This is a genomic window from Bacteroidota bacterium (genome assembly GCA_005882315.1).
Classification (GTDB): Bacteria; Bacteroidota; Bacteroidia; order Chitinophagales; family Chitinophagaceae; genus VBAR01.
Window position 1 is genome coordinate 1889664 of record VBAR01000001.1, and the last position, 20631, is coordinate 1910294.

The 20631-nt window shown below is 37.6% G+C and carries 21 protein-coding genes; 7 read left to right on the forward strand and 14 right to left on the reverse strand.

Features of this window, described 5'->3' with window-relative positions; translation table 11 throughout:
* Positions 1 to 311: 311 nt before the first annotated feature.
* The gene (locus tag E6H07_07845) at positions 312 to 1346 is read right to left on the reverse strand and encodes an arabinan endo-1,5-alpha-L-arabinosidase (protein TMI65809.1); all 1035 of its coding nucleotides are present in this window, start codon (positions 1344 to 1346) and stop codon (positions 312 to 314) included.
* A 200-nt stretch (positions 1347 to 1546) separates the two neighbouring features.
* On the opposite strand from E6H07_07845, the gene E6H07_07850 reads away from it, so the two are divergent.
* Positions 1547 to 2107, forward strand: coding sequence for a hypothetical protein (locus E6H07_07850; protein ID TMI65810.1), 561 nt, complete (start codon positions 1547 to 1549; stop codon positions 2105 to 2107).
* A gap of 144 nt (positions 2108 to 2251) precedes the next feature.
* On the opposite strand, the gene E6H07_07855 is transcribed toward E6H07_07850, so the two are convergent.
* From E6H07_07855 to E6H07_07880, 6 genes are all read right to left on the reverse strand, one after another.
* On the reverse strand, positions 2252 to 3073 hold the full coding sequence (locus tag E6H07_07855) for a DUF3575 domain-containing protein (protein TMI65811.1): 822 nt from the start codon (positions 3071 to 3073) through the stop codon (positions 2252 to 2254).
* 187 nt (positions 3074 to 3260) lie between these two features.
* Positions 3261 to 3665: a cytochrome c gene (locus E6H07_07860; GenBank protein ID TMI65812.1), complete on the reverse strand. Its 405-nt coding sequence runs from the start codon at positions 3663 to 3665 to the stop codon at positions 3261 to 3263.
* 173 nt (positions 3666 to 3838) lie between these two features.
* Positions 3839 to 5011, reverse strand: a complete 1173-nt coding sequence (locus E6H07_07865; protein TMI65813.1) for a hypothetical protein — start codon at positions 5009 to 5011, stop codon at positions 3839 to 3841.
* Between the two features lie 23 nt (positions 5012 to 5034).
* Positions 5035 to 6231: a hypothetical protein gene (locus E6H07_07870; protein ID TMI65814.1), complete on the reverse strand. Its 1197-nt coding sequence runs from the start codon at positions 6229 to 6231 to the stop codon at positions 5035 to 5037.
* 30 nt (positions 6232 to 6261) lie between these two features.
* A complete protein-coding gene (locus E6H07_07875; GenBank protein TMI65815.1) occupies positions 6262 to 6759 on the reverse strand; it encodes a hypothetical protein in 498 nt (165 codons plus the stop codon).
* Between the two features lie 512 nt (positions 6760 to 7271).
* Complete coding sequence (locus E6H07_07880) at positions 7272 to 8003, reverse strand: hypothetical protein (protein ID TMI65816.1); 732 nt, start codon at positions 8001 to 8003, stop codon at positions 7272 to 7274.
* 361 nt (positions 8004 to 8364) lie between these two features.
* On the opposite strand from E6H07_07880, the gene E6H07_07885 reads away from it, so the two are divergent.
* Positions 8365 to 9357 (forward strand): membrane-binding protein, encoded by a 993-nt coding sequence (locus E6H07_07885; GenBank protein ID TMI65817.1) that lies wholly within the window; start codon positions 8365 to 8367, stop codon positions 9355 to 9357.
* 275 nt (positions 9358 to 9632) lie between these two features.
* On the forward strand, positions 9633 to 10922 hold the full coding sequence (locus E6H07_07890) for a T9SS type A sorting domain-containing protein (protein TMI65818.1): 1290 nt from the start codon (positions 9633 to 9635) through the stop codon (positions 10920 to 10922).
* Positions 10923 to 11291: 369 nt separating this feature from the next.
* On the opposite strand, the gene E6H07_07895 is transcribed toward E6H07_07890, so the two are convergent.
* Complete coding sequence (locus E6H07_07895) at positions 11292 to 11576, reverse strand: hypothetical protein (protein ID TMI65819.1); 285 nt, start codon at positions 11574 to 11576, stop codon at positions 11292 to 11294.
* 296 nt (positions 11577 to 11872) lie between these two features.
* On the opposite strand from E6H07_07895, the gene E6H07_07900 reads away from it, so the two are divergent.
* Positions 11873 to 12313 carry a hypothetical protein gene (locus tag E6H07_07900; GenBank protein ID TMI65820.1) on the forward strand — a complete coding sequence of 147 codons (441 nt, stop codon included), beginning with the start codon at positions 11873 to 11875 and terminating at the stop codon, positions 12311 to 12313.
* Between the two features lie 7 nt (positions 12314 to 12320).
* On the opposite strand, the gene E6H07_07905 is transcribed toward E6H07_07900, so the two are convergent.
* The gene (locus tag E6H07_07905) at positions 12321 to 12554 is read right to left on the reverse strand and encodes a hypothetical protein (protein TMI65821.1); all 234 of its coding nucleotides are present in this window, start codon (positions 12552 to 12554) and stop codon (positions 12321 to 12323) included.
* 142 nt (positions 12555 to 12696) lie between these two features.
* Here E6H07_07905 and E6H07_07910 point away from each other — a divergent pair, with 142 nt between their 5' ends.
* On the forward strand, positions 12697 to 13908 hold the full coding sequence (locus tag E6H07_07910) for a low temperature requirement protein A (protein TMI65822.1): 1212 nt from the start codon (positions 12697 to 12699) through the stop codon (positions 13906 to 13908).
* Here the strand turns inward: E6H07_07910 and E6H07_07915 are convergent.
* The 3 genes from E6H07_07915 to E6H07_07925 form a co-directional block, all read right to left on the reverse strand.
* Positions 13857 to 14384 (reverse strand): GAF domain-containing protein, encoded by a 528-nt coding sequence (locus E6H07_07915; GenBank protein TMI65823.1) that lies wholly within the window; start codon positions 14382 to 14384, stop codon positions 13857 to 13859. The two genes, E6H07_07910 and E6H07_07915, sit on opposite strands and share 52 nt — an antisense overlap.
* A gap of 121 nt (positions 14385 to 14505) precedes the next feature.
* Positions 14506 to 16950: a mechanosensitive ion channel gene (locus tag E6H07_07920; protein ID TMI65824.1), complete on the reverse strand. Its 2445-nt coding sequence runs from the start codon at positions 16948 to 16950 to the stop codon at positions 14506 to 14508.
* Positions 16951 to 17096: 146 nt separating this feature from the next.
* Positions 17097 to 18164, reverse strand: coding sequence for a DUF4421 domain-containing protein (locus E6H07_07925; protein TMI65825.1), 1068 nt, complete (start codon positions 18162 to 18164; stop codon positions 17097 to 17099).
* Positions 18165 to 18401: 237 nt separating this feature from the next.
* On the opposite strand from E6H07_07925, the gene E6H07_07930 reads away from it, so the two are divergent.
* Positions 18402 to 18602: a hypothetical protein gene (locus E6H07_07930; protein TMI65826.1), complete on the forward strand. Its 201-nt coding sequence runs from the start codon at positions 18402 to 18404 to the stop codon at positions 18600 to 18602.
* 266 nt (positions 18603 to 18868) lie between these two features.
* Here the strand turns inward: E6H07_07930 and E6H07_07935 are convergent, their stop codons facing one another.
* A complete protein-coding gene (locus E6H07_07935; GenBank protein TMI65827.1) occupies positions 18869 to 19420 on the reverse strand; it encodes a hypothetical protein in 552 nt (183 codons plus the stop codon).
* Positions 19421 to 19597: 177 nt separating this feature from the next.
* Positions 19598 to 19885: a hypothetical protein gene (locus E6H07_07940; protein ID TMI65828.1), complete on the reverse strand. Its 288-nt coding sequence runs from the start codon at positions 19883 to 19885 to the stop codon at positions 19598 to 19600.
* A 125-nt stretch (positions 19886 to 20010) separates the two neighbouring features.
* Between E6H07_07940 and E6H07_07945 the strand changes: the two genes are divergently transcribed.
* Entirely contained in the window at positions 20011 to 20595 is a 585-nt protein-coding gene (locus E6H07_07945) for a CDP-alcohol phosphatidyltransferase family protein (GenBank protein TMI65829.1), read from the forward strand.
* Positions 20596 to 20631: the final 36 nt, after the last annotated feature.

Below are 20631 nucleotides of genomic sequence, written 5' to 3' on the forward strand. Positions count from 1 at the left end.
TAACAAATTCTCGTATATCTTATGCTACTATGACGAGACCTCGTTTGAATCTGCTTCATTTGCCGGGGTAAAATATTATAGCAATGAATATGAAAAACCCGGCGAGCAGAGTTATCTATAGGGACGGATGAAATACAATTCAACAAGTACAAAGTGCTTACTAACCAGAAAAAATAGTGCCGTCTATAAGATGGAGCAATGGTGCGGTGCTGCTAAGGTAGATTTTTTTAAGAATTAAAAAAAGAAAAGATGCACGAAAGTTTAATAGTAGCAATGTAGTTTAATGAGTTAATTCAACATTCATCATAGGGTTACTTATTTTTTAGTTTATGCTTTACTCCTTCAAAAGTCATCTTTACATTTTTAATAGTTCCATCTTTATTGAAATAAAGCTTATCAATACAGGTTACACGGTGGTCGCGGTCAAGGTTTGGGATCGGTCGTCGATGGTATACGATATACCAATCATCAGTGCCTGGAATATTAATGACTGAGTGGTGCCCCGCACCAGTCGCAATAGTTTCGTCTGCTTGCAATATGGTGGAAATTCTTACAAAGGGTCCTAACAAAGAATCTGAAATTGCATAGGCTACTTTATAAGTGCCATTTGTCCAGCCACCTTCAGACCACATTAAATAATATTTTCCGTTTCTTATGAATAGAGTGGGTCCTTCTACATAATCTTTTGGCGTAATGTCTTTGACTAAATTACCATCCGGGAATTTTTCCAAAGAAGTAAAACTTTCATTGAGCTTTCCAATATTGCATCGTCCCCACCCGCCATAGATGATATAATATTGCCCGTCTTTATCCTGGAATACGAACTGGTCGATCGGTTGTGCATTATTATAGAACTGATTGATCAATGGCTTGCCCAAATGATCTTTATAAGGACCATCTGGTTGATTAGCTACTGCAATACCTATTCCGCCAAGTGTATCGTCCTTCACTCCGTTTCTCGCTTTGCTTTGAATATCGTTTGCTGAAAAAAATAAAAAATACTTATTGTCCTTTTTTACAATGCTGGGTGCCCACATAGCCATGTAGGCCCATTTAATAACAGATGTATCAATGATCTTAGGATGCTTTTCCCAGGTGACCATGTCTGTTGATGAAAATGCATCCAAAAAAACCTGTTGCCTGTATTTGGCCGAGTAGGTGGGAAAGATCCAATACTTGTTTTCGAAAATAACACCTTCAGGATCCGCATACCATCCTTCAATAACAGGATTGTGTGGTTTTGTTTTAGCCTGCTGGGCATAAAGGGTTTGAATAAAAAATGCGGGGAGAATTATTAAGCAGGATACAACTTTTAGAAAAGGGTGAATTGATCTTTTGTGTGACATTAAAATTTTCTGATTTTTTATAAGCTGAAGTTGAAGATACGTTTGTTTTCTGCTTTACTCAATAAACAAGATGTTCTGCGCAAGACCATGATATCGCTAATCATTAGTTGTTTCGGTTCGTCTTCTTTCATTTTACTTTCGTCCCGGTAATTAAAAATTATAAATACAATCATTCATTAAACTAAAAAAACAACCTTATCATGCAAAACGCAATTCAACTTTCAAAGATCAGATCAATGATCACCGGCTTTTTATCGGTATTGACATTAACTCTTCTATTTTCGTGCAGCAAGAACATTCCTGAAGGGCCCGGCCAGGAGGAAGTAAGTTCTTCCAATCAATCTTCCCCGGCTCAAACTCAAATTAGTGTCGTGTCAGAACCTTATGCAAGCACACTATTTATACCATGCGCCAATGGTGGGGCTGGTGAAGATGTAAGCTTGACCGGCACAGTAAAAATAGTTAGGCAGGAAACGAGTAACAATCAGAGATTTACTTATACCCTTCATGTTCATTCAGAGGGAATAACTGGTGTGGGTCTTTCTACAGGAGATGGCTTCAGAGCAATAGGCGGAAGCCAGGCAGCCGTTACTGGTACTATCGAATACGGAGGGCAGTATAGTGCAACTTATACTCAACAAATGAGGTTCACGGGCCAGGGAATCAGTTTCGTTGTTAAATATAAATTCCATGTTACCATTACTTCCAATGGCGAAATTTCTACCAGGATCGACGAGGAGAAAATAGAATGTAATAATTAAATAAAAAAACACTGATCGTTCAGTCAGTTCGGGGTCTTCATAATCTATAATGACGACACAAATCGAATAACAAATAAGTGATGAATAAGAAAGGTTCGTGTCCCCACGAACCTTTCTTCATTTGTTTATCTATTCAAATAATAACTAAAATCTATAAACTAAACATACTCCGGCACCCCTGAACCCATACCAATTACCTGTGAGAGTTGCATCCACAGTAGTGGGTTTCCCACTTGGATGCTGTGTGACTGTTGCATCTATAGTATAACCCGGAATATCAACACCTTCAATACTTTTTTCCAGGTTAATCATATCTTGTGGACTGAGACCACCGACCGGATCAGTGCCATGAAATTTGGCATCTAAGTTTGATCCATAATAGGCCCCAATGATCCAAAAATCGATACCCAAATGTTTTTTAAACAACCATTGTCCTCCCAGCATTAAACCACCACCAAAAGCATTAAACTTACTACTAACTGTTGCCACATGTTGTTTACCGTCACTGGGTACAAAAGGATAGTCTTGCTGTAAGTCCATATTCATAGACCTGATAAAAGGTGCGAGGTAAAGTCCTTTAGGAGCAGCTTTGCCCAGGTAATACCGGTATTCGAGGGTGTAGGTCCACCTGGTATAAACGGTGCTTTCAATAGCTTTTTTTGCAGTTTCGTTGTCGCCAAATTTATCCATTAGTGTTTCCTTAAAGGGCAGTTCAGCGTTTGGTGCATACCCTAGTGCAAATGCTAATGAACTTTTTTTGCCAATTACTCTTTCGTATTGTACAACATAATTACCAAGAAACAAACTGGAAAGATTCAGCTTTACAAGGTTTTTTGTCACCTCAGTCGACTCAGTTGTAATCTTAGTCGAGTCAGTTGTAACCTTAGTCGAATCAGTTGGATTTTGTGAATTGGCTTGAAAGGAAGCTACTAACAGTAACAGCAGCAATGCAAGTACTCTTGTCATGATGAAGGATTTTTGGTAATGGATAATGATATACTAACATCAAATTACAATAATATCATTGAATAAAAAATTTATTCCTCAGTGCTGGTTCGTGTCCGTAAGACCAATCAAGATCTGTATTTATCAGTTTTATTTTTATGCTGCTGTCCTTTGTACAAGTTCAAGGCGGAACAAAAAAACTAATTGATCAAAGTTTTTCTCTTACAAGTTTTACCTCATCAGCTATAATGGCCGGAGCTTTATTTCCAAAATTGCTTCTTATATATGTCAAAAGATTGGCGATCCTTCTGTCCTTTAAATTGGCCTGGGAAGGCATACTGTTTTTATTATTATGACCCGGATCAGTCTTTAATTCGTCAGAGCCCCGTAGCAATACCCGGATAAGTTTAGTGGCAGGGCCCAATACAATTTTCGACCTTGATAATGCCGGGCTGAATGCTGGTATACCTTTAGCATCTGCACCATGACATGGGCTACATGTTCTGTCATAGGTTTTTTTTCCCTTTGGTTGCTTTTCATAAGTAGCCAGGGATGTCCAGGAAATGAGTATCAGGCAAGTACCTAATAACAAAACAACCATCCGCTTTTTCATATCGATTTCTTTTAAATCGAAGTTAATAGGAAATAATAAAATTATAGGATTGTTATGCTTAGTCCCGATAGCTATCGGGACTAAGCATAAGCTACTACGGGTATATTCAAAAGGGTTATTTGTGGGGATGCAACGGCAATAGTTGTGTTCAATAAATTTTGCTTCTTTCTCTACTAATTTTTATAATTATCTTTTAATTTATCAATGGCTGTTTTTGTAAGTGTGCCTGGCATAGAGATGCTGTTAAGAATAAAGGCATTCAGTGCAGTTGTTTCAGACAGGTCAGCTATATAGGTTTGTATTGAGATCAACAAAGGTTTTTTGACCGCCTTATTATTGGGAACAATTACACTAACATATTCGTAACTGATAAATTTATAGTCATTGTCTTGTAAGGTGAACAGGCGGGTAAAGACCTGGATACCGTTGTATAGCAAATGCTTTTCTATGTCACCCTTGTTAATAACTGTGCGATTTGCAGTACCTGCTGAATAGGACTCTAATTGAGCAGCATATCCCTCTGATGCATTTGGAATGTTGCTAATAGTTATATTTCCATCAGGTTGTTTAAAGGAATAGTGTCCATTTCCCCCCTCGGCAGAAGGTAGGGCCATATCAATCATAAATTTTGCATTATTTACTTTGCTAAAACTGGTATACTCGTTAATTTTTAATTGTGATATCCCATTCATAAAAGCCTGCAGTACTTTCAGACCTTCATTTTTTTTATCATCCGCATAATTTGCTTCATAATAAACCCTCATAAAGACAGTGCCGGTACCTGGCGAACTTTCAAGCAGGTAAGTTCTTATGATCCGGTTATTTTCATCTGTGTCAAATTTATTGATCGGCTTTGAATTTTTAGGTTCATTAAGGTCACGGGCTTTTGGCATCAGGGCCATTGCTTTTTCAAGCTCCTGTTGATTTTTTGTGCCATGAAAAACGGCTTTGTATTCTAATGTAGTTACCGACTCATCCATATAATTAAGGCTTGCAGCTCCACCATAGACCTTTTCAAATGTAAATCCCGAGCTAGTGGGAATAATAGCGTTTGCTTTATAAACTTTTTTAAGCATTTCTGTCCATTCATCGACAGTTGTAGCTGAACCCTCAGCGACAGTGAAAATGGCACTTTTTATATTCGTCAATTTTATATTTAGTTCTTTGCGGTCCCTGTTACTTGAATCAATGCTGCTTGATGAAAAGATAGCGGGGTCCAATTGAAATCTGGCTTTTAAGAAATCGACTTTTACCGATGGCGTAGCTTTTACAGGAGTTTTTGTTGTTTGTGCAGAAGCAATAAAAACAAAAAACACAATTGAGAACAGGAGTATACTATTTTTCATAATTTCTTTTTAGTGGAAATGATCTAATCTACTTTTGTACCGTTTTTATCAATAAAATATCCGATACCATCTTTTTTAACCGAAACTTTTCCATCTTTAAAAAACCCGATATAGTCATATTCAAATGGAATGATCGCTTCTCCTTTTTTATTGATAACGCCCCATTTAGTGTCGAGTTTTACTACAGCCATACCGTCCCTGAAAATTGACCACCTGTCATATTTCGCCGGGATAACAATCTTGCCCGTTTTATCGATATATCCTCTCTTCTTGTCAATTTCTACAGAGGATAAGCCATCATAAAAACCATCCGCATCAGTATATTGTATAGGGATGATCACCTTACCCTTTTCATCAATAAAACCAAAACGTTCCTTCAACTTCACTTTAGCGAGTCCTTCAGTAAAATTCCAGGCATCATCATATTTAGGTTGGATGACCGTGATAAAATTTTCATCCTTATATCCAATTTTATCACCAGGGCCTTTAAAAGTACTCAGCTCTTTTTTCAAAGCGGGTTTCAGAAATAATTTATCATCAAGAGGAATATTGATCTGCACCTTAGTTCTTAATTCAGAATAACGCAGATGACCTTTATCACTATTAACTTTTGTGATCTTCATCGGTATGCTGATCCCATTTTGTGTAATATAATCTTCAAAATAAACCTCGTAAGATGCTACATCCGACTCCCTTTTCATTTTAGTTATTAAATACGTGGAAGGATTAATATAGTATAGGTAGTACATGTAAAGTGAATTATTTACCAGCGGGGTAACTTTGATCAGTAGGTTATCACTTTCCGTGTCGGCACCCAGGCTTTCAATTTTAAAATTTGGAGCGGTTACATACGTTAAATAACCGGGAAGAAAATTTTCAAAAGACAGGCCCGAGTAGGTTGCCTGCGATTCTCCATTTTTAAAAGTTGACCAACCTTTTTCACCATGATAGATCTCTGTTTGATCTATCTTTCCGTCTTTCATGAAATCTAATCTCCATTTACCTGGTTTTTTGTATTGAACTACGATCCTGGAATCTATTTCAAATTTATAGGAACTGATGGCATCGATCTTTTGTTGGCCGCCGATAGCCTTAATATGTTTGTTGATGATCTCTGCCGCTGTTTGCGCAAAAGAATTGTGGGTGTATAGAATACAAAAGAATAATGTGAGACAAATTATCCTTGAAACGACCTTTTTACCTGTATAGCTACTTTTCATTGATTATTTTTTAAGAGTTATTGTACTTTTTTAGTTTATTCCTACAAGGCTTTTAAGATATTTTTCAGCATCTAAAGCATCTTCTAGCGTTGCAAAAGGGAGATATAATGCGAAATCGGTTTTGGGTTTTAAATATTTATTGGTACGGATGAATGGCCATGTATCATTTTTTCCCTCCAGTTTAAGCAGGTAAGAGACAACAGGCAATGCATCCGGGCCATTGTCGGTTGTGGTAGTTACTTTACTTTTATCAAAGTCGATCTGTAAAAGATCGCCGGAAGTCACAATTGCATTGTCACGATCATCGCTCCAACTCCTACTTTCAATAAATGTTTTGTTTTTGATACGAACGGTAGCAGAATCCCAATAACATTTTTTCACTTCTTTTTTCTTCTCTATTGTTTTGCTGCAATGCTCAGCAACAAATGAAATGGAATTAAGCTGAAAGTATTTTTCAGCACTGGTTTGTGATAAGACCGTATTTGTGACGGCAATAAAAGATGAAATGAATAGAATTGTTTGCCTCATGGTGGTGTATTTAAATTATAAAGATTAACGTGCTGCGGTGGGTGAAGGGAATAAGACTATTAGTTCAATGCATTGGCGCTCGGTGTATTTTTATTCTGTGATGTTGTCGTATATGTTTGTGCTGAAACTATGGAGGAGATAACAATAAGAAAGGAAAGCCAAAGAGTAAATTTCATGTTTTGTTTTAGAGCTTTGGTGAATATAACCTTAAACTATTGAAAGCAGACATTAATATGAGCATATTCTAATTTATACTTTCCATTTGTTGTCCGTAGTTCCCGAATCGGGTGCAATAAAATACGAGGGTTCTAAAAAATACTACTTTAATCACATTTTTTAGTTGGAGTTTTAATCATAGTATTTCAAATACAAGTATATCATTCCCCAAAAAACTATATTAGCACAAGTGCATTTTTACAATAGGATTAGCCTATTTAGTGTCTTCTGCTCTTGTTGGTAGCTCAACTCATACCAACGATGGCGTAATTGTTTATCTTTAATTAACAAAGCCATTACCGGTAAATCCACAGCAGGATCGGCTTATCTGATTTTTCGATGATGCCTGAAAGTTTATCAAAAAATTTAAATGAAACCATTGGACATCCGAAGCTATTACACAATACTCTCGGGTAAATTTCTTTGTCTTCAATACACTTATGGCCATGGATTACTACAGCTCTCTTATAAGCATTGGAGTTACTTTTATCCAGCCCGTAAAGCCTGAAAGATTTACCCCATTGTCCGCGGTAAAATTCACCTACTTTGTATTTGCCCAGCGAACTGCATCCGCTACCTGATGTATTGGAAAATCTTGGGTTGGCAATAAAACTTTCATTGCAGCATCCGTGAGCTACCAACCCGGAATAAACAATTGAATTCTTTTTATAACTGTAAACAAAGAAACGGTTGTGGCCGCTTGACTGGTTCATATCAATAAGGAAACAATACTCTGTTGATAATCCGTTTTGAGCTGCATAATCGGTTGCTTTATTAATTATCATACTTCCTATAGTAGTATTGACGGGAGAAGTAGTTATTGCTGGTTCGCTTATTGGTTCCGGTTTTCGTTCAATGGCCTGCACAGTTTTCTTGCTCTCTTTTTTCTTCTTGGTCTTTACAGGCTTTGATTTTTTTTCTTTGGTGACTGCGAGGGGTTCAGTAATGGCGCCATCAGTGTTATTACAGGAGAGGCTGAACTCAATACATGCAGCCACCAACAGGCAGAATGTAATTTTGTTTTTCACAGGGATCAGTTTACTATCAAGATACTCGAAACCCTATAAAAAAAATAGTACTGCGTCAACATTAAAATATAAGAAGTGAAAATAGAAAGTCATTCATCGAAGTGATACGTGAAATTATACTTCTCCCCTAGATCTTGCCCGGGCATATTAAATTTAAATTGTCAACCTGATCTTTTTCCCATCGGTGAAACTTTAATGATCGAACTTATTATTACTATCGAAATAAATGAGATATTTTAAGAACAAAACTTAGCAAATTCTGCCTGTAAAAAAAACGTTCTGTTAATAGATTTTCTTTCAAATGTCATTAACACAATGCGGCATGTAATATGAAACTCCTATGTTTTTTAACTAAAATTCAATGGAGGAAAATAAAATGAAAAAATCTTTACTCGCATTATTTACTTTTTTCTTATCCTTTCAAATTTTCGCTCAAACAAACATCCGGATAGGTACTCATGGTACCGTGAGCTATAATCCCGGTTGGGCAGTTCCAATGCAGAATTTTGCATCTGTGGCAGAGGGCCAGCAGATCATCCAGAATATTCTCAGTGCAGTAGGGAGAAGTGCAAATTTTGAGATTCGACAAGCCGATATTCAGAATGCAGCCGCTGTTGCATATGGTGGAAAAAGATATATTCTGTATAATCCGAGTTTTATCAATGCACTTGACAGACGAACCGGCACACAGTGGGCTTCCATCAGTGTGTTGGCACATGAGATCGGACATCATTTGCTAGGTCATACCGTTTCAGGTCAGGGTAGCAATCCTACGATCGAACTGGAAGCTGATGAATTCTCAGGTTATGCTTTGCGTAAAATGGGAGCAAGCCTGAAAGACGCACAGGCGACTATGAACCTGATCGCAAGTGATAATGCATCAGCAACTCATCCAGGTAAATCCAGCCGGCTTTCATCAATTGAAAATGGATGGGAGAGTGCCGATGAGCAAATGACAGGAAGAGATGTTGCGCAAACAAAACGACCGACCAGGCCTGTACAAACTTCTGATGAAACAAGAAGGTACCCGACCAGTACTGGAAGGACTGGAGGTTCGACCGCATCGACCGGGTCGGCAGTTTTACAAACTGTTATCAATATCCTTGGACAAGTATTACTTAAACCCAATCAAAGTAGAAATAGCAATAGCTACTATACGACTGACGGGTTGAATGTACTCAGGATGGTCAATAATAATTGGTATAAGGTGGGTCAACTGTCCAGACTCAATAATTCAAAATATCCTTTTGCGATCTATGATAATTCGAATACAAGATCATTTGTAGATCGAACTGGAAATATTCTGGATAAAAATGGAAAACATCTTGGTATGCTGAAAGTAATCAATGGATAAGAAGACATAAAGAGTCCCGCTTAAGGCCGGACTCTTTTTCACTACTTACTGAATAACATAACTAAGCAAGCTTCATTAATTTTCCTCAGCCTTGGTTTGTGTACGTAAAGTGAGTGAGTGTATCTCCGCAACAGGAAAAGATATTCCTTTCGTGATATTGATTTGAGGTATCAAATCTGCTCAAAAAGCTCTTCTTAATTTTTCTGGCACGATATTCATTGTTTAGCGTTTGTCTTATAACTGTGGTTCATGTAAATTGTGCCGCATTTAAATTTATGAACCACTCAAAATTCAATATGCTTATGAAAGTAATGGCTTTGTTTCTTTTAGTAGTAGCATCTTATGGTGTTAATGCTCAATGTAGTGCACCAACTGGTCTTTCAACTTCGGGCATTACAGCTACGGCTGCCACTGCCCGTTGGTCACCTGTTAGTGGGGCCACGAGTTATGATATTGAGATCAAACCTGCAAGTTCTTCCGACTGGACACCTTATTTTTATGGTACAACCGGGTTACAATGTATTTTTACATCTGGAATACAATCCTCTACTACATATGACTGGAGAGTAAGGACCAACTGCCCTTCCGGAAGCAGCAACTACTCACAAACTCAGTTTACAACAGGTGCAATAGGTTCATGTATTCCTCCTGTCGGACTTTCCACATCTGGTATTACATCCAGTGCCGCAACCGTGAGTTGGAGTCCTGTCAGCGGTGCGTTTGGTTATTCAATCCAGTTTAAGCCAACTTTTTCCGGTACATGGTTATTTGCTTATGACCTTACCTACTCAACATCTGAAACTATATATGGTTTGTCTGCTGCCACAACATATGATTGGAGAGTATGGTCAAACTGCAGCCTCGTCGAAGCTAGTAGCCCTAACTCCGGACAATTCACAACATCGGGATCAACGCCTCCTCCAACATCATGTCCCGGTCCTTATGACTTAAGTACAAACGGAACTACAAGTGGAGCTGCTGCGATTCTTTTAAATACTGATGTTAAAGGAAAAGTTTCTCCAAAAAATGATATTGACCATTATCAATTCACGATCAGTTCAGGTGGTACGATCACTGTGGGGTTAACTACATTACCTGCAAACTATGACCTTGCTGTATTAAATAGCATCGGAACACAAATTGGTATTTCAAAAAATAAGGGTTCTAAAAATGAATCGATCTCGTTAACTGTTTCTGCAGGCACTTATTATGCAAAAGTATTTCCGGTGGGTACTGCAAATAGTGCAACATCTTGTTATACGTTGAAAGTGCAAACAGGTACTGCAGCTAAGACAATGGCTATTGCCACTCCTGAAAATGTGTATCAAGATTTTGCAATTAACCTTTTTCCCAATCCCGCAGGTGATCAGTTGAATGTATTGGTGGAAGGAGTTGACAAGAATGCAGAGATCAAAGTATATAACCTGATGGGTAAATTAGTAATGCAACGGCAAAGTAGTAACCTACTTACACAATTAGATATTTCGAAATTCCCAGCTGGTATTTATTTGTTGAATGTAAATAATGGCAAAGAAATAAAAGCTGCTAAGTTTATAAAACAATAAATCAATACTAAAATTATTAAAGGCTGCTTTTTTAGCAGCCTTTTTTTATCAAAATTATTTCACGAGTTCCGCCTTGGTTCGTGTCTGTAAAGTTGACGATACAATTTGTAATGCAATTACAATCTCTTAGTGTCTGTCATGCCGAGCCTTCTTTTTTAAGCTATCGAATTGAATAAATAAAAGCGAGGTATCTCAAGCGGTAACAAGTTTAGGTCACTTACTTAGTATGTAGTCTCTGAGATGGCTCGACTATTATTTCCTATCAGCAAGAGTACAATATTAATCGTCTCGGTATGACAAGACCCTGCGGTGCTGAAAACTATACAATACCTGGTTGTGCGGCGTGAATAACGTTTGATAATTTTTATATTAGTAAGCATTACTAACCGGAAGGGCAGGAGTTTGCTTAAGCCAATTAAGAACAGACATTTCACTCCTGGCATCAACTGGCAATTGATTTAAAAGCCTGTCTTCAATTTTGAGCCCCATGGTTACCGTAAAACCTTCTATCACCGAAGCATAGAGATTAAGTATAAACAGCAGTTGATTACCGTTGTACCTGTTAAAAAGACGGCGGGTAGCCTCACCTGTAAAGGTGGCCTCATTTGTCCAGCTGTAATTATAGTCACTGAGATGTTCTTTTAAGAAATGCATTCTTCCAAGGTAACCTTTAATTATCGTACATGCCGGAATAGTTAGAAGATAAAAGTTTAGGATAAAAAACTGTAATCCTCATAACTCATTATATGTAATGCAGATTATACACATAAACGCATCTACCATAGGAGCGACGACGTGAAAGTGTGAATGATGTAACTTATTTGCAGAGTTATATAACAATGGGTGATAAAAAGAAAATGACCTTTGTCAAAGCTAGTGATCACTTATTAAATTCCCGCCTTCACGCCTGGCTATGCAGACAACCTTTTGTTTAATATTAAAAACAGAAAATGAATACTAAAATACAAAGTACACTTACTCAAAATATCTTTTTATGTCTTATTGGAATAATGACAATATTCTTATTTGAGTCATGTGCGAAGAAGATCGCCTTTCAAGCTTCATCCATTGTTCCGGGAGCGGAAGGAACGGTAAAAGTGAAAAAAGACAACAATAGCAATTACACTATCCAGGTTGAGTTATCAAACCTGGCCGAACCAGGCAAATTGGAACCGGCAATGAAAACCTATGTGATCTGGATGGAGACAGAACAGGAACCGGTCAAAAATATCGGTCAAATAAACAGTTCATCCAGTTTACTTTCAAAAAGACTAAAGGGCTCTTTTGAAACGGTATCTTCAATTAAACCAACCAAGATATTCATTACGGCCGAAGATGACGGAACTATTCAATATCCGGGTACGCATATTTTAACAACAGCCAGTTTTTAAAGTGATCTTATTTCTTTAGCTCCTTTATTTCATTTAATTCTTTACGGATTTTACTTAAGCTATCGAGTATTGCTCTATTCTGTTTTTGTAAGCTATCAATCATATTTTTCTGAAGGCTCTCTATTTTCATGGTCATTCTTCCTTCAGGCGATGAACTTCTGTCGCATGCACTTATTGTGAACATAGAGAACAAAATAAAAATTCCATTTCTTACCGATTGAAAGTTATATATGTTTTTCATGTAGTGTTTTTTTACCTTCATAATATGTAAACGTAGAGATATTTATTGAATTTCGTAGCCACCGGAACATTGTTTATTATATACTTTTGCCAGGTTTGGAATATGCCTTATCCCGATAGCTATCAGGACAAATACATTGCTTATGCGATTCGATATTGGTACATCAGCCTGGTGGGGAGCACCAAAAAAATTTGACAGGGAGATAAAGGAGCGAAGAATAAGCTGGCTTGAACTCTTTTATGATCTTGTTTATGTGATCGCTATTTCCCGCATCACACATCATTTATCCCTGCATTTAAGCATCAACGGTTTTCTTGAATACGCTTCTTTGTTTGCTCTTATTTACTGGGGGTGGCTCAATGGCAGTCTTTATCATGACCTTCATGGCAATGAAGGACTCCGCACCCGGTTAATGACCTTATGGCAAATAATGATCATTGCAGCGCTGGCAATTACGATCGATCATCCAACAGGTAAACAGTATTTTAATACCACGATCGTACTCATGATCATGCAGTTCTATATCACTTATATGTGGTGGAGTATAGGAATTTATGACAAGGGACATCGACGATTCAACCTGCCTTATACAATCCTATTTCTTTTATCACTTGCATTAATGGGACTTAGCCTGGTTGTATCACAGGAATGGTTTAAGTTCCTTGTGCCGCTGGTGATCATCTGTAATTATTCTCCTTATTTCATCGCCCATCGATTGTTACGCAGGTCATCGCTGGATCTTAATTTATCTTCAAGTATGTCGGAGCGTTTGGGGTTGTTTACCATTATTGTTTTTGGAGAGGTTGTGTTAGGGGTAGTGAATGGGATCAGTGAGTTGGACCTTACAGCTCTTTCAACATGGTTAAGATTTGCTTTTGCGCTTGCTATTGTTTTTGCATTGTGGTGGTTATTTTTTACCATGGCATCGAACCGGAATGCGAAAAAAGGTTTTAAGAATGCCACCTTGTTACAGTTGCTTTATATTCCTGCGCTGATATCATTGGGATTGATCGCAGCATGTTTCTCTTCGTTGTTCGCAGCAGATCATTCTCTTCATTCGCTGCTGAAGATTTTTGGTTATGCCATGACGATCTTTTTTATTGGTATCAGCCTGATGATGGGCTTGCTGGAAACTCATGATAAGGTCCGCATGATCATACGACAGGTGCGTATCTCATTATTCATTGTTGCATTGGTTTTTTTTATCTCTGCCCAGATCATTATTAACGTGAACAGCTTGTATTATTTACTGGGGGTTATTATTATACTTGTCGCTGAGATCTTATACCTGAATTCACTTTACTATCGGTTGGTCATCAGTGAAACTGATAAGTTAACCGGGGGAGAGGAATAGCCTGTGAATTCTTCGATCTTGTCAGCAGCTTTTGTACAAAACAATTCAAATGCCGGGATATTAACTTTCGATATTTTTTTCGGTGTCATAAAATGAACAGATATCATACCCGCGATCTTATTGCTGCTTGATATTAATGGAGTCGATTGAACTGATATGATATTATTCTGTAAAGCGAGATTTAAATGCTTTGCAAAAAATTTATCAGTAGTGAGGTCGGGGATAATGATCGTCTTCCCCTTTGCTAATGCCCTTCCACAAATAGAGCCATCATTACAGTCTACAATTCTAAAATGATTGATGAATTCATCTGAAAGACCAAATGAAGTAGCAATCTCCAGTGTATTGTTTGCCTTGTTTATTAATTGAAGTGTGCCTGCTTTCGTTTTACACATCATCATAGCTTGCTGAAGGAAATTGTCAAGTACTTCTTTTAACTCAGGCTCATGTAATTTTTTTCGTAAGGTCGTAATCATCGATACAGAATAATAGAGTACAAAATTATTTCATTTTGATGAGTAGTTTTTTAAAAGCTAGCTTTTTTTTGTGGGGAATTATGTCTACACTTTAAGAGATAGGAGTGTCCGGAATATTGCATCAAGTATTCTTACGAGATGGAATTTGAATGCCTTCTTTCTTAAGAACTTCATCGATGGCCTCAATTATATCACTTTTTATTTGTGTCCAGGTAGCATAGTGTTCGATCCAGAATAAGATCCTAATCTCAATAGAGCTGCTGTTGAAATCCTTTATTAATACCAATGGTTGGGGGTTGGGCATGATCCTTTTATCAGCGGCTAAAATATCCAGCAGGAGTTTCCTGGTTTTTTCAATGTTGGTGCCATAGGGTAATCCTGTTACTATCTCCACACGGCGATTGGTGTTTCCCTTTGTCCAGTTTATCATTTGCTCGCTTAAAAGATTTCCGTTAGGAATAATAACATCAGCTCCATCCCAGGTAGTGATTATACTGCTTCTGAATCCAATAGATTTCATGGTTCCGGATTGTCCGCCGAACTCAACCACATCTCCCACATTGATGGGTTTTTCAAAGGCGAGTATCAATCCGCTCACCAGGTTATTGACCAATGCCTGCAAACCAAAACCGATACCCACACTTAAAGCTCCCAAAATTATTGCCAGCCTGTCCATCGGTATACCTGCAGCTGTAAATGCCAGCAACACACCAATAGTTATTATTGAAATTCGTATCAACAGAAGCCAACTGCCTAGGCCTGCCTTTTTTTCGCGATTGCTAATAACACCCTTGTCACTTGAAGCAAAAAATGTAACAATGCTGGAAACTATGCCAGACAGGAAAAGAATCAAGAAAAACACAAAAACACTTTGGATAGTAAATGTGGATTCGCCAATCGCTCTTTCTTTTACCATGAAATCGGTGAACTTCTCGCTGATCTTCCCGAAGAAATAAAAGCTCCGTCCAAATAAGATAAACCAACCGATCACAAGCATGTAATAAAAAAAAGGTGGTACTTTTTTGCCTACTGTTTCAAAATTAATAAACAAAGTTTTTTTATCCTGTGTTCTGTAAACCCGTGCAGCAATGGTCAGCATTTCGTTGAGCATCCTTATTACCCAGAAAAATAGTATGCCATTGGTCAAACCGAATATGCCACTGGTTAAAAAAGATTTCGAAAAATTATATCTCCCATAAAGGTTGGCTACAGCGGCTATAAGTTCCATCAAAATGAAGAAACCTATAAATATCCGTACCCCCCTTTCTTTTAATTCTTTCTGGCGGCCGCCAATTAAAAAAACAAGACCAAAGGTCGCTCCTGCTAATGCCAGTAAAACCATTCCATTTCTTTCACTGCGGGAGGCCTGAAGCGTTAAGTTGTTTATAATTGCCAGGAAAAACATCCCCACCAATATCAGCCATGCAGTCATCCAGTATTTGATAATGAACTTTCGGAAAATGAATGTAAGAGCCACGACTGAAATAGTCCATAATAACATAGTAAAAACAAATGGCGGGGTTGGGAAGATAAATTGGAAAATGCATAAGATAATAAGTGCCGATGACAAAAAAGGATAACGTAAAACAAGCCATTCCTGACCAGCAGTTGGCGATTGTGTTGGATGTAGTTTTTTCTTCAAATTTCTTATGAACAGCCATAGGCCTGCAATCAATAACAACAGGAATGCTACTAGGCCTGAATTGTTTTTTGAATAAAAAGAAAAAACCAATCTCGCCTTTTCTTTTGACAAATAATAGATTTCACGAAGAGGTCTTCTGAAAGCTACAGGCTTCCATAGATTGACCGTTTCCCGGTCTGATAAAGAAGAGGAGAGTTGCTCCCTGTAACTTTCGATCTGTTCGATACCATCCTCCAGCTTGATGATAACAAAATTTATCCTGGTTTGTAGTAGCTGTACCTTTTGGATCGCCTTTTTAATTAGGGTATCTGCGGGTCTCATTTCTTTGGTCACCAGTGTTATTCTGCTGATCAAATTAGCGAGGCTGACAGAATCTGATGGCAATTCAATAAGTATACTGTCGCTTGCGAGAGAATCGATATTGTTTTGGAAACCCACCAGGTTTTTAAGATAGGAATCAAGTGACCGCTTTCCAATTTCTGTCTTGTTAAGCAACTCCTTTAAAAGTGTTGAAGAGGTAGCAAGGTTTCTTTCTGTTTGCGTAGTGCCTTTATTTGTAAAAATCCCATCACCGGCCACATCATATAATAGGAGCACATGATCCAGTTGAGATGCTATACCTGCGGTATCTATTCCTTTCTCTAAGTAATCATTTGCTTTTTGTGATACCTTAAGGATATCATTAAGTATCTCATTTTGTCTTTTAGTGATCCTATCGGCCTTGAGTTGCTTAATATTCCTTCTGATCTCATCGGCCACCCGTTGTCTTAACGGGATCAGAACCTCTTTGGCTACGGTATCTGTTATGATCGTATCTAGTGATTTGATCGTATCCTGGACAGGAGTCACCTGTTGGGCCGATCCAATAATGCAAAATGAAGATGCAAGAATAAATAGAGAGGTATATAATAACTTTCTTGCCATTACAATTTTATTAATTCATGATTGGAACCGCTACAAAAGCAATACACAAAGAAAATTACGAAGAAATTGTTTATCTCTTGATTCAAATTAAATGATGAGTCTAATTAAAAATAGGTAGGGAATAATCTTGCGATATTTGCAATTGACTAATCAAAATCAATCGGCGAGACTTTATTCACCCAATCAAGGGTTTTTTTTGCAAAGCCTGGCGCTTTCAATCGCCATCCAACATAGACCTGGAAATAGAAATACTGTTTGGTCAACCTGGATACGTCTTCAATCTTATGCCCATAACTTCGATACCTGCCTTCGAGGCCGGCAAATAATCTGCCTGAGTTAAACCCTACAGCCGCCTGTGAAGTAAAGCCGGCTATAAAGCCTGATCCTTTAGACAATACAAGTTTGCTCGAATCATTTAGCGAAACGGATTTGAAAATATCGATACCAAAGCTGGGACCGAACACAAGTGAAGCATAGAATTTTGGTGATAAGACCAATGTTCCTGCTGCCGGCAACAGCAAATTGAAATCGGTACTGTAAGTGCTTTTGTTTTGCAGGTCTTTATCTGCCGAAGCATCAAGGAATGTGAATGTGGCGAATTGTAGCGTTGGCAAGAAGGAATAAGCTGATTTTTTTTGAACCTGTGTGCCACTGGTCAAAGCAGCGGTGGAGAATTTTGGGTTGATATTATAGCGAAGCATCAAACCAAAATTATTCACCTTGAGGTTAGGAAAAATGAGATAGGGAGTATCTGGCAGGCTTCTCTGAAATTCATTGCTATTCTTCAGGTAAAATCCGTGCACTGAGTTTAATTCCACAGCTAGATTAAAACGATACATGCTTAAACTGGTTCGGAAACTGAAGATGTCCGATTCACCTTTTTTTTCATCTTTTTTGCCCGGGTTCAGAAAGCCCGGTGTAAAACTGAGTCCCAGGTCGAGGTAGCGGTAACTAAAACCGAATGAGAGGCTGTTCATCTTATGAGGCGCAAGTACCAATTTAAAATCGTCGGTATAGATCAGCCGGTAATTCATTTGGTGTCTACTAACCCAGGATTGGATATGTAACAAGGTGTCAAGCCGTTCGATAAAAAGAGAGTCAGGAGGTTTTTTTTTGCTCAATTTTGCAGAGTCAATCTTTTCCTGGGCTGATACAATGTGGGAATTGTACAGGAATAAAATAAGAATGAGATGGACGTACAGTAATACACGCATATGAATCGTAAGTTATCTCTAATTTAAATGTTTTGATGATGAATGGAAAGGGAACCTTGCTTTTTTTACCCAGGTTCATGTCTGCTTGAAAAAAGTAGTGTTCAGTTTTTTGGTTCTGTAGTTTTATGGCTCTATTTATTCATTTCTTTAGATGAAAATTACCGGTAATAAAATTAATTTCGGTTTAACAGGGGCTGGCAGAACATTTGAAGCAATAGCATTGTTATCTAACTACCAATGCAGGAATTACATACTATACAAACCTCTGATCTTGTTGATATGCTATCAAAGCAAACAATAGAATATTCGAAAATGTTAGTCGAAGGAGCAAGTGATGAAAAATATTTAAGTTCTAAACTCTCTATTGAAGCACTTCAGGCCGAGATCCGGTCAAGACAAAAATCGGGCATTATTTCCCCAAATCCGGTAACAAAATAGCCGGCTCACCAAATTCACCAGATTGCATGGTGTTTGCACTAATAAAGTTGGACTAAAATAAAGCTGATGCAGAACTTGCAAACCTTAAACTTTTCTGAACTGGCAGATTTATTAAACAAAGAAACCTCTTTCTATTATACTTTGATCGGTGATAAAAAAAATAATAACGAACTCATTCGGTGTAAAATGATGATCAAGGAAATCCAAAAAGAAATTAATACCAGGAAGAAAAAAGAGGAGTCTTCCAGGTAATAGGCATATCCCTGTCACTTTTTTGAATTATAGAAAACATAAGAGAAAGCAAAATCAACTGCTGGATAAATAGTTCCGAAATTATAATCGATGTCTTGCGCATAACCTGCACCAACATGAAAATTAAAAGTCCAACGCTGGCCCAGTGCTCTTTGCATGCCCCAATGAAGATTTGCCATCATGCTATTTCTGTACATCTCGTTAGCTCCTACATATTTTACTCTTATACCAATGTAGTTGCCTGCATTTAAAAATGTTCCTTTCCCTTTCTCAATTCTTCTTTGCCTGTTATAATAATATTTTGGGGTCAATGAAAAATACATTGCAGGGTATGCATAATTTATTTCCATAAACCCTTCTGCTATATCATAGCCTCCACCAACGCCACCAGAAATAACCAATAAAATTTTATCGGATAGCCGTGGTTCATAAGTCAATCCTAAGCCCTGACCTCCAAGATCAAGTTTTATTAAGCTTGAAAGTTTAGTAGAGGATTTTGCTTCTTGTCCGGCCGATGAAAAAAAATGGGCTAAGAATAAGAGTAGAAAAATTATTGACCGGATCATATCGAGTATTTGTTTTGGTGAGTAAGTTAAAGAGAGCCTGCTATTTTTATTGTTAAGGTTTATTATGAATTAAACCAATGTAGATGGCTGGGTTTGGAATAAGAAGAGTCAAGCTCAAATGAAATAGTAAAGCCGTCCCGATTTGCCAGGACGGCTTCGAATACTTAGTATTTGAATTTAATCGTGAGCCCTTACGGGTCCTTCAATTACTTCAGGTTTCTGAGTAAGCAAAGTAGACATTTGTGCTTTGACAAATTCCGCTGCGATATGAATAGATTCATCAGCTCCTGCTTTATCCTTAAATACACTTAATGATGCGCCTTCTCCATTGCCGGTATCAAGCCAATAATATCTTACAAATCCCTTTGCCTTTTTTAGAAGTGGAACAAAACCGTCCTGGATAATTTTGTCAATTTTTTCACCATCTTCAGGTTTGAAATGATAATGACGAACAACAGCAAACATGGGAACCTCCTTTTTTAAATAAAAATGTTTTACTAAATCTAACTATAATTAGACTCCTGAAAAAATTCTGTTCAAGTCTCCGAGGGCAATTAAAATCCTAATTTCGTTTAGTTATTTTCAATTCTGTGAAACTCAACAATCACAACAAAGCCTGGTACGTTATCAACGGCATTACGCTCTATCGAATAGTGGCTGCACCTTTTCTGCTCCTTCTGTTATTTACCGGCAGGTATGATACTTTTAAATGGTTATTGGCTGTAAGTTTTTTTACCGACCTGATCGATGGTTTCCTGGCCCGGAAATATAAAGTTACCAGCATTCTTGGTGCCCGTCTTGATTCTATCGGTGATGATCTTACAGTATTGGTTGGCGTCATCGGGTTATTTGTTATTGAAATGTCTTTTATCAAAGAGCAAATGATCTTCTTTATTGTTCTTCTTGCACTGTTCATTATTCAAGCTTCGTATGCATTTATACGGTATAAAAAATTAACTACGTTTCACACTTATCTTGCAAAGACAGCAGCACTGATGCAAGGTGTTTTTCTGTTATGTTCTTTTTTTTTCGGACCCGATTTAATTTTGTTTTATACTGCAGTTGGTATTACCGGACTTGAATTACTGGAAGAGATCATTCTTGTAGGGATGATAAAAAAATGGGAAGCTAATGTGAAAGGAATTTATTGGGTGATGAGAAGAAAAGGAACCTGAGTACTAAGATTAATTAGTTTTACGGCATTCAAATTG